The following is a 13,552-nucleotide window of genomic DNA, read 5'->3' as shown; positions in this document are numbered from 1 at the left end:
ACGTATTCCCATGCGGCGGCGCTCGCCCGACTGCATGACGTCACGTTGGTTGCTAGAGAGACCGTCGAGGGCGCTCTCCGCCGCAGCAAGGCTCCTTTTCGCGCCATCGAGATCGTCCGAACTCCTCGGCTCGACCGCTCCTTTGATTGGTGTTTCCGAAGAATCTGCAGGTCCAACTACGACAGTCAGTTGAGGACCGCGTTGAGCTACCCCTTCTCCATTGCCTTTGAATGGCAAGCTTGGCGACAACTGCGGCACCGCATCTTTGCCGGCGAGTTCGATGTCGTACTGCGCTTGGTTCCGATGTCACCGGTGTTGCCCAGTCCTTTCGCTTTCTTCCTGCGCAAGGGGCCAATACCGTTTGTGATCGGGCCGCTCAATGGCGGCTTACCCTGGCCGACCGGTTTCACCCAACTCGACAGACAAAGGGAATGGATCGCAGGGCTGAGGAGCGCATACAAGTTCCTCCCTTTTGCCCGGTCTACTTATCGTCACGCGGCGGCCATCATAGCCGCTTCCTCTCAAACGTGTGCCGAGTTTTCTGCGTATCGCGACAAGCTGTTCTTTGTTCCAGAGCCGGGCATCGATAGCTCCGTCTGTTCCTCTGATTCGCGCAGTACTGCGCCCGAATCCAAACTCGAACTGATTTTTGTTGGTGGCCTGGTTCCCCGAAAGGCTTGTGATCTCGCGCTGCGCGCTGCCGCCCCACTATTACGGAGCGATGTGGCCCACTTTACAGTCATCGGCGACGGACCGGAGCGAAGCCGCCTTGAACAACTTGCACAATCCCTTGGGATTGAGAAGGCCGTCTCCTTCTGTGGCTGGATCCGTCATGAGGACGTCCTCAGTCGGATGCGATGTGCGCATGTGTTTGTGTTTCCCTCCCTTCGCGACAACGGCGCAGGGGTTGTGTTCGAAGCTCTCGCGACCGGCGCCGTACCTGTGGTCGTAGACTTCGGCGGGCCTGGAGATATCGTCCATCCCAAGGTGGGGTATAAAGTGCCTCTCACAAATGAAGGCGAGATGACGGCTCAGATACAAAAGATTCTAGCCAGTCTGGCTCAGGACCGGGACCTTCTTGACCGCTTACGACAAGAAGGCAAGTCGTATGCTCGTGAATGTCTAACTTGGGATGCGAAGGCTCAGCGTACAAGTCAGGTTCTTAATTGGGCTATGCGGCGGGGTCCGAAACCAGATCTTTCGCCGCCGAAGATCCTGCGCCTGCACAATGCGAGCTGATGCCAAAAAAGTTAGCCAGCACGCGGTCGCGACGGCGTACGCGGCGTCTGCTCGGCTCCCGCGGCTGCACCCTAAGAGACGACTCTGATACGACATAAAACATTAAGAATGATTCCTTTCGACGCGAGTGGTGCGTTTCGTACTAGGACTGAAAGCAGCGAATTGCGACGCCTCGCCGTTCAAGGTGCGGCCGCGACGTTATCCGCTGCGGCGCTGGCGCTCGCCGCACAGGTGGTCGGTACCGTGATCTTGGCCCGCCTGCTGACGTCCAACGATTTCGGCGTCGTGGCTATGGTCACCACCTTCAGCCTACTCCTCATGAGCTTCGGTCTAAACGGCTTTAACGAGGTTGTCATCCAACGCGAGGAGATCGATCGGTTTCAGGCTAGTAATCTTTTCTGGATCAACTCCGTGGTGGGATTGATCTTGGCCGTCGGGTTTGCCGCCTCAGGGTCTCTACTAGCACGATTCTACCGAAATCCACTTGTTGCGCATGTCGCGGTAGCACTGTCGGTGGCGATCTTCATTACTGCAGCCTCCACCATACACCTGGCTCTTTTGAAGCGAGCAATGCGATTCGCGACCGTGTCTGCCAATGACGTTGTTGGCCGTGCTGTGAACACCTTTGTGTCAATCCTTTTGGCTCTGAAAGGATGGGGATATTGGGCGCTGGTGGCGGGAATCGTCGCGCAGGGGATCAGCACAACACTTGGAGCCTGGTGGCTCTGCCGATGGATTCCGAGCTTGCCCCGGCGTGGAGTGGGCACGCGTGCGATGTTGAGATTCGCCGCAAACGTCTATGGTAGGTTCAGCGCGAACTATTTTGCGAGGAATTTTGACAATCTTCTGGTCGGCTGGCAATTCAACGCGGCGGCACTTGGGTTCTACAAAAAGGCTTATGACTTGTTCGCGCTTTCGGCCAGCCAGCTTACTGCGCCTCTCCACAATGTCGCCTTGGCGGCTCTGAGCCGGCTGACTCAGGACCCGGTTCGCTTCAAGCGACACCTCGCCAATTCTCTTGGGCTCGTCGCCTTCGTTGGCATGGCAGTAGGCGCGGATCTCACTTTGGTCGGCAAGGACCTGGTTCGCCTAGTGCTTGGACCAAACTGGTCGGAATCCGCAAGGATCTTCGAGTTATTCGGACCGGGAATCGGGATCATGCTGCTCTATAGTACTGTTGGCTGGATGCATCTTTCGATCGGGAAGCCGGGGCGCTGGCTTCGCTGGACACTAGTCGAATCGGCTGTGACGGCTTTGTTGTTTGTTATTGCGTTGCCCTGGGGGCCAGAAGGCATCGCGGTGGCCTGGAGCGTGTCCTATTGGACACTTACGATTCCAGCCTTTTGGTACGCTGGGCGGCCAATAGGGTTTGGCGTTTCGTCTTTGATCGCCGCCGTCTGGAGGTATGTTATCGCCTCCATCCTCGCGGGCCTCGCATGCGTTGCAATAATGCGGGGTATGCCGACCTCGACAGTCGCGAGAAGCGCTGCGGAAGCTCTGGTGTTGGTCATAGTCAAGTCTCTCGGGTATGCCATTTTTTATATCGGCGCTGTCATCCTGCTGCACAAAGGATGCGACCCACTGTTTCAAGTCGCCGGTCTCGTGCGGGAGTTGCTTCCTGGAACTCCGCACCGACCAACTCTGGCGAGGCTACCGGCGTCAGGAGGTGGGGTCAATGTCAGTTGACAGTGGCCGCAAGACCCAGCGGGGGGGCCGGAGACGAACCCGAACCCGATGATCCCGAACCGAAGCTCGAGCCGATATTTGGAGCCGCCCCGGAGAGCACTTGGGTTCCGGTGGAGTTCGAATAGAGCCACACCGGGTCTCCCGCTGAACACGATATAGAACTCGCCAAGGTAAGCGTGCTGGTTGAGTAATTGATGCTGGTGATCTGGGCCGTTGCTGATGATCCGACGCGAACACGGTCTGCTTGTACTTTGGCGTTGTCCGGTCCCCAGCCCGGCTGGAAGAAGCGTGCATCAGTAACGACCAGGGAAGATGACCCGCACCCGCTCGAAACAGTAGTAAGTGCGACCCCTGCTTCAATCGCGGGAGAGCCAGTCTGTAAACTCGCATCGGTGGGATAGTTAGCAAAATCGGGATTCTGGTTTTTCAGGGTATTGTAAGTGGCTTCTGTGGAGTATGGCGAGTTCCAATAACCGGAGTATCCGTCCGTGTAGGCAATATTCCCGTTGCTGAGTCCACCCTGACCAAAATAGATTGGCGTATAAGGTCCAGCAGCGGTGTTGTAACAGATGTTGTTGAGGGCCACACCATAGCCAGAATCGAAATTAGCGCACGGGCCAGTACTTCCACTGCCCAGTTTAGCTTCGGTGGCTACGGTGTTGTGGTAAACGTGGGCGTTGGGAACCGTGGCAGTGCCATCGGCATGATAGCCAATCCCGCCAAAGGAGCCGTCCAGACTGTAAACAAAATTGTGACGAGCGATCAGGGTATCTGCAACCTGTCCACCGCTGGCGCGTATCATCAAAAAATGACAGTTCCCCGCATCGTTAATGCAGTTCTGCTCGATATTGTTTTCGATTAGCGAGTATTGCAGTGTAGGCGCAGTGCCACCTATCACCTGTACGAAGTCGATGTGTTCGCCGCTAGTGGCGCCGTTCTGATCGTGGCAATAGTTATTTCGGACGACCACGTTGCTTCCACCGACATTAAAACAATCGCCCCCACCACCACTCACCTCATTGTGTTCCAATAAATTACGATCCCCGTAGACATTGAAGCCGCGACTGTTATTAGAACTAGAGGCAAATGTCACGGTGTTATAGCTGATGATATTGTCGGAACCCCCGCTGCCTTGACCAGAAGAGATATTGAATCCGGTCGTAACGAAGGTATTGTGGTCAATCTGATTATGGGTGCTTGCATTGTTCCCGGTGACGCCCCCGCCGGTAAAGTGGAAACCTGTGATGCGAATGTAACTGCGGCCAGAAATAGTTACACCGCCCGTGATGTTCACTGTATCTCCCGAGTTTGCCTGGAAGGTGATTAGTTTCCCAGCAGAGCCGCTGTTGGGCTGTGTCCATCCAGCATAAGAACCCGCATAGACCAAGCACGTGTCCCCAGCTACTGCCACCGCCGCACATCCCGAGATGGTGGTATAGCTGCCTCCGCCCGCAGCCTTGACCGTGTACGTAGTTGCCCGTGCTTGAAGGGCTACAACAATCAAGCTCAGCAACAGAAATGAGGGCAGAACAAACGACCGGTGACGCTGCACCGAACTTCCAAGGTATCTCTCGTGAGTCATTCCAGACTCTCCACGTTCAACGAGAACTTCTTGATCTTCAATTTTCGGATGGCAATGTGGACCCATATCTTTCATCGGGGGAAATCCTCAACCAACAAATTAGTCTAATCCCATTGGCCGATTGCGATGAGACACTGTTCGTAAGTGGGTCGGTCGCAATTAATTGATATTGAGCTTGTATTCTCCGCGGCATTCCATCGAGACCATAGATGTCGCAAGGGAAACTTCTTTCCGGCGGAAGGTCACAGACGATTGTGTTGTTGAATTTTGCAACACTCCCCAAAGCGGATTTTCAGTTCGGAATATTGGAAGAAACTTTGGAAGCAACTCACGGGCCAATCCGAAACTTCCGTCTGTGGTGAATCTTCATGCCTCGTCGGTAAATATCAATGTAGGAACTACAACGGCGCATGGACTTATTTCCTGGTTATTGGTTAGAAGCTAAAAGCCAGTCAGATTCAGGAAAGACCGAATACTTTTCTACCGCCGCTATTCCTCGTTGCTTGTCAACAAGACGCCACCCCGCACTCGGGGCGAAGCCTCATGCTTCGCGCACTTGGCGGACTCTGCAAACCAATCTAATGAGAATTCATCGTGAAAAGAAGAGCGCTTATTATCATTGAGAACTGCTCGTTTCCAGACGATATTCGCGTCTGGAACGAAGCCACTTCACTAAGTAATAACGACTATGAAGTTACGGTGCTGTGTCCCAAGAGCGAAGGCACAAGGGGAAAGCGATGGGATCAGAGTTACGAGGTCATAAACGGTATTCACGTGTACCGCTATCCGCAGCATGAAGGAAGAGGCGGGCATCTTCGTGAGTACGTTCACGCATTGTTCTGGCAGTTCGTCTATACCTTCCGGATCTACCTCCGCCACAGGTTTCACGTCATCCAAGGATGCAACCCACCCGATGACATCTTCCTAGTAGCACTTCCGTTCAAATTGTTCGGAATACCGTACATTTTCGATCACCACGACGCTTGCCCAGAGCTGTACCTGTCCATCTATCGAAAGCACGGAATATTTTACAAATTGCTGTGGTGGCTCGAGAAACTCAGTTACTCATACAGCGACGTCGTCATGTCCACCAACAATAGCTACAGGGAACTCGCGCTTGGTCGAGGCGGGAAAAAACCGGAAGACGTCTTCGTTGTTCGCAATGGCCCTGACTTGAACAGAGTCACTTCTGTCGCCCCCAACCACTCACTCAAGCACGGCAAGCGTTATTTGGTCGCATACGTCGGGACTATGGGCGTGCAGGAAGGCGTGGAGATTCTGCTGGATGCGGCACTGCATCTCAAGAAAGCCGGCCGTGACGACATACATTTCACTTGCGTCGGTGGTGGCTCACAACTCGAGCGACTTCGAACCCTAGTCACTCACAACGGTTTGGAAGGCACAGTCAATTTCACGGGACCGATCCCAGACGAAGACCTGATGGAGATTCTCTCGACATCGGATGTTTGCGTTAATCCCGATACCCCGTGCTCCATGAACGACATCTCCACGATGATAAAGATCATAGAGTATATGGCTCTAGGTAAACCCATAGTTCAATTCGACTTGAGAGAGGGACGGTTTAGTGCGGGCGACGCATCGCTGTACGCCGACAGCGCGACCGGTGTCCCCGATTTCGCTGCGAAGATTGCATGGTTGCTTGACAGACCGGATGAGCGCGCCAGGATGGGGCAGTCTGGTCGAAAACGAGTTGAACTGGAACTAGCGTGGAAATACTCCGTTGAGCAACTGTTAGCAGCATATGATCGGGCATTTTGCAAGGCGGCTCATAAGGGGGCCGAGGAACTGCGTCACGGCTGGACACCAAAGCCTGTGAAGTAGGTATCCAACATTTGCTCGCTGAAGGTTAATCACTTACCTGCATCGAATACCAGCTTCATATCTTGAGTTGCTGCTAATCCCCGTTCTTTGCCCGAAAGTGACCTGTCTACCAAGTTTACAGAGCGTGACGGGTGTTCTGCGATCGACTTCGGTAGGGAGAGGAACAAAATGAAGATCAGTATTTTCGGTCTAGGTTATGTGGGTACTGTATCGGCCGGTTGTTTCGCTTCCCGAGGGCACACCGTCATTGGCGTCGATCCAATCAGTATGAAAGTCGACCTGATTAACGATGGTCAATCTCCAATTATCGAAGCCGAAATCGGGGATATCGTAGCCGCGGCACGGACTGCTGGTCGGTTACGCGCCACGACCGACGTAGGTGAAGCGATCCGAGCGACAGATCTTTCATTTGTGTGTGTGGGAACTCCCAGTAAAGAAAATGGTGACTTGGACCTGCGCTACGTGGAACGTGTAGCTACCCAGATCGGGCAAGCATTGGCGAGCAAGTCGACTTTCCACCTGGTTGTTGTTCGGAGCACTATCGTGCCGGGGACGATGCAAACACTCGTGATTCCCACGTTAGAAAAGTTCTCTGGAAAGAGAGTGGGCAACAACTTCGGCATTTGTCATAATCCCGAATTCTTGAGGGAAGGCTCGTCAGTGAGAGATTTCAATTTTCCACCCAAGACTGTCATCGGAGAATTGGACTCGGCCAGCGGTGACATTTTGGCAGCACTCTATGAAGGATTTCCCGCCCCCCTCATCCGAACTGATTTGAGTACTGCGGAGATGGTCAAGTACGTCGACAATACCTGGCACGCGCTAAAGATTGGTTTTGCCAATGAAATTGGCAACATATGCAAATCTTTAAATGTCGACGCCTACAAAGTGATGGACATTTTCTGCCAAGACAAGAAACTCAACATTTCTGCCACTTACCTGGAGCCTGGCTTTGCGTTTGGCGGTTCCTGTTTGCCAAAGGATTTGCGAGCTCTCACTTATGGCGCAAAGCTTCATGACTTGGAACTTCCAATACTCACGTCAATACTGGCCAGCAATGATAAGCAGATACGTCGGGGCTTACAGATAATAATCAAGAAGGAATACAAGCGAGTTGGGTTCTTAGGCTTCAGTTTCAAAGCGGGCACTGACGACTTGCGTGAAAGTCCCTTGATCGAACTGATTGAAAATCTCATAGGAAAAGGCTACGACCTTCGTATTTACGATAAAAACGTAAGAGTGGCGAGCCTCGTTGGTGCGAATCGAGATTTTATTTTCACAAGAATTCCTCATATCTCGAAACTGATGGTAGATAGTATCGACGCTGTCTTGGATCACGCGCAGACAATAGTTGTCGGCAATAGGGATCCAGAGTTCTGCAATATAACTGACCGTCTGCACGATGGGCAGATGTTAGTGGATTTCGTTCACATCAATAATGGCAGAAGCGCAAACGGCAGATACGAAGGAATATGTTGGTGAGTATGTGAGTGCAAGCGGCGCGATCTCCGGATACTCCAGCGGGACGCGGAGAGCGGAAAGAGAGCTCCTCAGTTTATCGCAAATTCAGGAGACGTTATGAACGTAATGGGTCAGCATTCTCCCCGAACCGCCGCTGGGAGGCCCGAGATGAGTTTCACCGTATACCGTACGGATCCCATAAAGGATCCTCGCTGGGGGGAGTTCATTTCGCGTCATCCGAATGCCTCGATCTTTCACTCTCCCCAATGGTTGTGTGCACTGCAACGGACCTATTCATTCCAACCCATCGTGTTCACAACATCTCCCCCGGGATATCCTCTCTCCAATGGAATCGTGTTCGCATCGCTGTCATCCTGGATGATGGGCAAACGGTTGGTGTCAATGCCATTTTCGGACTTCTGCGAGCCGCTTGTTAACAATCCTGACGAATTGGCTGGCATTCTAGATGGCGTGTGCAGGATTGCTCCGGATGTCAAATATGTCGAACTCCGTCCGACGAGCGATATCCTTGTAAGGTCGGCAGCGTTTGCACCTGTTCAGCAATTCTATGTGCATTCGATCGATCTTAAGCCCAGCCTTGGTGAACTCCTGGCAGCGTGCGACAAACGCTGCATCCAGCAGCGAATCAAACGAGCAGAGCGTGAACAATTGACCTACAAGGAAGGCCGCTCGGAAGCCGATCTGGCTAGCTTCTACACTCTGATGATCTTGACACGCCAACGACACCAACTCCCCCCTCAACCGTTCGAGTGGTTCCGGAACCTGCTGAATGCTGTTCACGACGATCTAACCATTCACCTCGTCAGCAAGGGAGATCGCAGTATCGCAGGATTGCTCACCTTGAAATTCGGTGCGACGCTTTACTGTAAGTATTCGTGTTCGGATCACGATTATTGCAATCTCGCTGGCGGTCAACTGGTGTTCTGGAATGCTATCTGCAGCGCCAAAGCGGCAGGTCTTTCGAGATTCGATTTTGGCCGGACCGAAAAGGACAACACCGGTCTAATCACTTTCCGACTGCGCTGGGGAGCAAAGCAGAGGGAGATTCAGTATTGGCGTAATCCGCCTCTGCCGATAGCTACCGATACTGGCTGGAAGATGACAGTCGCAAAGGAAGTGTTCTCTCATTTGCCGGGCCCACTGCTGCAAGCAGCCGGCAGGCTTCTCTACCGACACTTCGCATAGATATTATGCATACTAAATACTGTCTCTGGACGCCAGCGTGCCGGAGAATGATGCATGTTGCAGACCCTGCTTGATTACTACCGTCTCCCCGAGATTTCGGTCGAGTGTTACTCGCCGAATGATCTCCGCAACGAGCCCGGGTTCTTCAGCTTCAACGGAATCAAATGCTTCGGAAGATGCAGCGTCCCCGTCGCTCGTACTGCGCGAGGAGTTTTGTCCGACTGCGGACACAAAGTTCGAACCACGGCAGGAATGCTCGAAATGCCCTTCGATGCGGACGAGGTTCCAAACAACTTCCGTCGCGAGTGCTATCTCATCCAGCAAAAGAGATTCTGCGGCGCAGGCTCTCACTTTTCTCGCAGGCTGTACTACTCAGTACGATCGTTACTTCCTGCGAAACTGAGGCAGAAACTTCAGCAAGCACACGCCTTAGGATGGCAAAAGATTGCATTTCCAGGTTGGCCGGTAGATCTCAGTCTGGATTTATGTTTGGAACAGATTCTTCTTCTAGTGATGGCATCGCTGGGCGTAGATCGCTTGCCATTCATTTGGTTTTGGCCGGACGGTTGCAGGTCTGCTGCAATAATGACTCACGACGTTGAAACGGCTGCCGGGCGAGATTTTTGCAGTCAGTTGATGGACTTAGATGAGTCGTACGGATTGCGCGGTTCCTTCCAACTCGTGCCGGAACAACGCTATGACATTACAGAAGAATTCCTGACTGAGATTCGGCAACGTGGGTTTGAGATTAACATCCACGATCTTAACCATGACGGACGACTATTTCTCCAGCGAAAGGAGTTCCTTCGCCGCGCAGTCAGAATCAACGAGTTCGGTAGGCACTTCGGCGCGCTCGGATTCCGTTCGGCTGTTCTTTACAGAAACATGGATTGGTTCGAGGAGCTTGAGTTTCTCTATGACATGTCCGTGCCGAATACCGCCCCTTTGGACCCGCAGCGTGGTGGCTGCTGTACGGTAATGCCCTACTCCATCGGCCGTTTGGTCGAACTGCCATTGACGACCATTCAGGATTACTCCTTATTCCACGTGCTGGGAAGTTTCTCGACCGCTCTGTGGGAGCAGCAAATCGCAGCGGTGATGACTCATAACGGACTGCTAAGTTTCATTGTCCATCCTGATTACCTGCTGGAGGATCGGGCGCGAAACACCTATCGTCACTTGCTGCACCGCCTCTGCGAATGCGCAGTGAAAGAGGGTGCTTGGCTCACCCTGCCGCGCGAGATTGCGCAATGGTGGAAACAGCGGGAAACACTGACCCTGGTCAGGACTGCGGGAGCTTGGGGGATCCGTGGAGATGGTGCCGAGCGCGCCAGTGTAGCGTGGGCCGTGGCGCAGGAGGGACACCTACTCTATGAACTGCAAGAGGCCACGCAATTTGTTTGTTGAGGTCACGACGACACTGGAAGGCGAGGTCGCGTTCTCGGCGAGATAACCAGGATGAATTGGCGCACTCGCTTCAACCTTATTCCCCGAAACAATTGGGACTATGGCTTCAAAGACCTAGTCGGCACCGTGCGTGGCGGACGCGATAGCACCACGCACACGCCGAATGTGGAAACCGTCTTCGAACAGAATCCCATTTGGACCAGGTCAGGCAGGGCTTCGCTCTACGCAATTCTCAAATGCCTGGAGCTGCCGGCGCCCGCAAAAGTGGGAGTTCCATTATTTTGCTGCTCGGTCGTTTTTGATGCCATTCGTCGTGCCGGACTTTCCCCCAGATTTATCGACTCAAATGCCAGCGACTGTAACATTTCGGTCGCCGATCTCCGCACAAAGCGCGCCGACATTGCAGCGGTAATTGCAGTGCACATGTTCGGCCAGCCGTGCGATATCGACGCGATCGTTGCTGCCGCTGAGGGTCTGCCAGTGATTGAAGACTGCGCACAATCACTTTTCAGCACCTATAAAGGAAAACAAACAGGATTACTTTCAACCGCCTCGTTCTTCTCTTTTCGCTGCGGCAAATATATTTCCGCCGGTGAAGGGAGCGCCATTATCTGCAAAGACGTGGAATTCCGCAAGAAGGTCGAACGAATAGTAAGCTCCTTCGAGAGCTGGCCTGCCTGGAAACTGCTGACCGACTCGCTCCTGACCTTTGGTAAGGCAACCTTATACAAGCGTCCGTGGTACGGAGTCATTGGCTACCCTGTCGGCATGCAACTTGATAAGCGCATGAATCTGACAGCCAAGAACGGTTTTAATACAGGCAAGATCGCACCGACTCACCTTGCTCTTATCAATGCTCGCATTACGCACTTTCGGAAGAACATCGATATTCAGAGAGAACACGCTCAAATGCTTCTCCGTTCTGTGATGTCTGGGAGGTTTCACTTGCCGTCCGAAGGCAAAGACTCGTCTAGCAATTGGTTCCAGTTTGCTCTCAGGTTTTACAACACGCAGCAACGAGACGCTATGGCTGACTATCTGTTAAGCAGGGGCATCGACTGCGCCAAATACCTCGACAACATCGTCGCTGAAGCTCGTGCACTGTATGGTTATCGTGGAGACTGCCCGAATGCAGAACTGCTTTCCAAAACCGTTCTGCTTGTGCCAATTCATTACAACCTGAACACTCGCGACATCGAGCATATTGCGCGCTGCATAAATGAAGGCTCCCAGAAAATCTAAATTTGAACAAACGCAGGAAGAACGGATGGACGCGATGAATCATCTGAAGACATCAACGATGGATCATAGAGGATGCCAGGTGTTCAGATTGGACCAGTTGGCTGAAAGAGAAAGAAACGCAGAGGCCGCCAAGTGCTCCGTCGCTCAGCGCGTGAGACTGGTGCTTAGAAGGAGTTTTACTCCTTCCGCCAAGAGGAAAATCAAGGAGTACCTCAACACAGTGGCGGTCGCATATTCGAGAGTGACCGGGAAAATGGAAGAACAATCTCCTGCCGTAACGGATTTGAAGCGGATCGAATTGAATCCGGGAGATAAGGTCCTTGTCAGGTCCACAAACCAAATCCAGGCTACGCTCAATTGCTGGAACGAGTTGAAAGGGTGCAGTTTCCTCCCAGAGATGTGGAAGTACTGCGGCACGACACAAATAGTGCTCAAGCCGGTGAAAAGGTTCGTCGATGAGCGTGACTGCCGAGTGAAAAAGGTGAAAGGGATTTGCCTTTTGGAAGGCGTTATGTGCCAAGGCTTTGAGTTGTACGGAGCATGTGATCGTGCCTGTTTTTATTTCTGGAGAGAAGAGTGGTTGGAAAAGCTTAATCAGTAAAAAGTGCCAGCATCTAGCTGTTCGAATCTAATATCGTGATCTGATACGCAGCCGATCTAAATGGCGCGGTAGCCAAGTGGTAAGGCAAAGGTTCGCAAAACCTTAATCGTCGGTTCGATTCCGGCCCGCGCCTCCAGAACCCACTTGATCCATCACCCTCTATTTTCTGCGTCAAGAATCGAGATCAGATGGATATTCCTGGCCGATCTCGTCAGCGGCGGAACCCATCTCCGGCCGATCGAGGTTGAATAGTGCGTGATATAGTCCGCCAATTCGATTCCAAGACCTCTGTGACTCGCAGACATCTGATGTTCGCATCGTTGTTTGCAGCAGCGATTGTCCTCTGGATGGATACGCTCGTTGCCCTGCTCGAACTTTCTGCGCAGGAATCAGAAAATACTCACGCCATACTCGTGATCCCAATCGCAATATCATTGATCTGGTTGAATAGGGGAAAAATATTTCGAGATGTCTCATTAGGGCTTGTGAGTGGTCCAATTCTCCTCGCCTCTGGCATAGCTCTCAGAATCTTGTGCAGTTTCTTCCAAGCCTCAATTGGCATTGAGAATAGTCTCAGTATTTCAATACTCTCACTTGTCTTGGTATGTATTGGGGTATTCGCGCTCGCCTATGGTACTCGAGCCGTGGCCGCCGCGCAGTTTCCTCTTGTCATGTTAGGGTTTATAGTTCCGTTCCCCTCTTACGTCGTGAGATGGATAAATCTTGGACTTCAATATGGGTCGACGGTAGCTGTCGATTGGCTCTTATATCTAGCAGGTGTTCCTTTTCATCGCGACGGATTCGTCATCCTCCTTCCCCTCCGCTCGATTGAGATTGCTGAGCAGTGCAGCGGGATCCGGGCGGCGATTATTCTTTTCATCCTGAGCATGGTGGTAGCTCATCTGTACCTGCGCACCATGGTCCTCCGCACACTCCTCGTAGCAGCATCCGTTCCGATCTCAATCATTAAGAACGGCCTGAGAATCCTCGCCCTTTGTTTGCTGAGTAACTACGCAGATCCCGAAATTCTGGAAAGCGAATTTCATCGTCATAGCGGAATGGTCTTTTTTGCAATTTCCATAATGGCACTGTACTTTTCGACTCTTGTCCTGAAGTGGATCGAAAAGAGGAAACAGCAACGGTCCAGTGCGAGCCAACGACGCATCGATCATTCTCCTGCTTGTGTCTAACGGGTCCTCCCTCAGAGGTAGGACCCTGCTTCAGCCTCTCCCCCCGGTAGGGCCCTGCCTCCAATCCACTCTGCAACTCCTCGTTGCAGGTGCTGT

10 protein-coding genes and 1 tRNA gene are annotated in these 13,552 nt (G+C 52.7%); 10 read left to right on the top strand and 1 reads right to left on the bottom strand.

Annotated elements, in window-relative coordinates:
* Window positions 1-201 precede the first annotated feature (201 nt).
* Window positions 202-1,239, top strand: coding sequence for a glycosyltransferase (locus ROO76_22820; protein ID MDT8071003.1), 1,038 nt, complete (start codon window positions 202-204; stop codon window positions 1,237-1,239).
* A gap of 162 nt (window positions 1,240-1,401) precedes the next feature.
* Window positions 1,402-2,925: a lipopolysaccharide biosynthesis protein gene (locus ROO76_22815; GenBank protein MDT8071002.1), complete on the top strand. Its 1,524-nt coding sequence runs from the start codon at window positions 1,402-1,404 to the stop codon at window positions 2,923-2,925.
* On the opposite strand, the gene ROO76_22810 is transcribed toward ROO76_22815, so the two are convergent.
* Entirely contained in the window at window positions 2,918-4,582 is a 1,665-nt protein-coding gene (locus ROO76_22810) for a hypothetical protein (GenBank protein ID MDT8071001.1), read from the bottom strand. The two genes, ROO76_22815 and ROO76_22810, sit on opposite strands and share 8 nt — an antisense overlap.
* Window positions 4,583-5,101: 519 nt before the next feature.
* On the opposite strand from ROO76_22810, the gene ROO76_22805 reads away from it, so the two are divergent.
* The 8 genes from ROO76_22805 (at window position 5,102) to ROO76_22770 (ending at window position 13,456) form a co-directional block, all read left to right on the top strand.
* Window positions 5,102-6,349: a glycosyltransferase family 4 protein gene (locus tag ROO76_22805; protein MDT8071000.1), complete on the top strand. Its 1,248-nt coding sequence runs from the start codon at window positions 5,102-5,104 to the stop codon at window positions 6,347-6,349.
* A 168-nt stretch (window positions 6,350-6,517) separates the two neighbouring features.
* Window positions 6,518-7,831 (top strand): nucleotide sugar dehydrogenase, encoded by a 1,314-nt coding sequence (locus ROO76_22800; protein MDT8070999.1) that lies wholly within the window; start codon window positions 6,518-6,520, stop codon window positions 7,829-7,831.
* A 147-nt stretch (window positions 7,832-7,978) separates the two neighbouring features.
* A complete protein-coding gene (locus ROO76_22795) occupies window positions 7,979-9,016 on the top strand; it encodes a GNAT family N-acetyltransferase (protein ID MDT8070998.1) in 1,038 nt (345 codons plus the stop codon).
* 261 nt (window positions 9,017-9,277) lie between these two features.
* On the top strand, window positions 9,278-10,423 hold the full coding sequence (locus tag ROO76_22790; protein ID MDT8070997.1) for a hypothetical protein: 1,146 nt from the start codon (window positions 9,278-9,280) through the stop codon (window positions 10,421-10,423).
* A 126-nt stretch (window positions 10,424-10,549) separates the two neighbouring features.
* The gene (locus ROO76_22785; GenBank protein MDT8070996.1) at window positions 10,550-11,665 is read left to right on the top strand and encodes a DegT/DnrJ/EryC1/StrS family aminotransferase; all 1,116 of its coding nucleotides are present in this window, start codon (window positions 10,550-10,552) and stop codon (window positions 11,663-11,665) included.
* Between the two features lie 34 nt (window positions 11,666-11,699).
* Window positions 11,700-12,266 carry a hypothetical protein gene (locus tag ROO76_22780; GenBank protein MDT8070995.1) on the top strand — a complete coding sequence of 189 codons (567 nt, stop codon included), beginning with the start codon at window positions 11,700-11,702 and terminating at the stop codon, window positions 12,264-12,266.
* Window positions 12,267-12,328: 62 nt separating this feature from the next.
* Window positions 12,329-12,402: transfer RNA gene (locus ROO76_22775), tRNA-Cys, on the top strand.
* Window positions 12,403-12,574: 172 nt separating this feature from the next.
* Window positions 12,575-13,456 carry an exosortase/archaeosortase family protein gene (locus ROO76_22770; protein ID MDT8070994.1) on the top strand — a complete coding sequence of 294 codons (882 nt, stop codon included), beginning with the start codon at window positions 12,575-12,577 and terminating at the stop codon, window positions 13,454-13,456.
* Window positions 13,457-13,552: the final 96 nt, after the last annotated feature.

This window comes from Terriglobia bacterium, from assembly GCA_032252755.1.
Taxonomy (GTDB): domain Bacteria; phylum Acidobacteriota; class Terriglobia; order Terriglobales; family Acidobacteriaceae; genus JAVUPY01.
Note: the sequence above shows the minus strand (reverse complement) of the source record. Positions and strands in the feature narration are given on the sequence as shown.

Excerpts from the sequence above, each read along its gene's own strand:
- ROO76_22780 (MDT8070995.1), top strand. The coding sequence starts at position 11,700 with ATGAATCATCTGAAGACATCAACGATGGATCATAGAGGATGCCAGGTG.
- ROO76_22770 (MDT8070994.1), top strand. The coding sequence starts at position 12,575 with ATGTTCGCATCGTTGTTTGCAGCAGCGATTGTCCTCTGGATGGATACG.
- ROO76_22810 (MDT8071001.1), bottom strand. The coding sequence starts at position 4,582 with ATGAAAGATATGGGTCCACATTGCCATCCGAAAATTGAAGATCAAGAA.
- ROO76_22800 (MDT8070999.1), top strand. The coding sequence starts at position 6,518 with ATGAAGATCAGTATTTTCGGTCTAGGTTATGTGGGTACTGTATCGGCC.
- ROO76_22790 (MDT8070997.1), top strand. The coding sequence starts at position 9,278 with ATGCCCTTCGATGCGGACGAGGTTCCAAACAACTTCCGTCGCGAGTGC.
- ROO76_22795 (MDT8070998.1), top strand. The coding sequence starts at position 7,979 with ATGAGTTTCACCGTATACCGTACGGATCCCATAAAGGATCCTCGCTGG.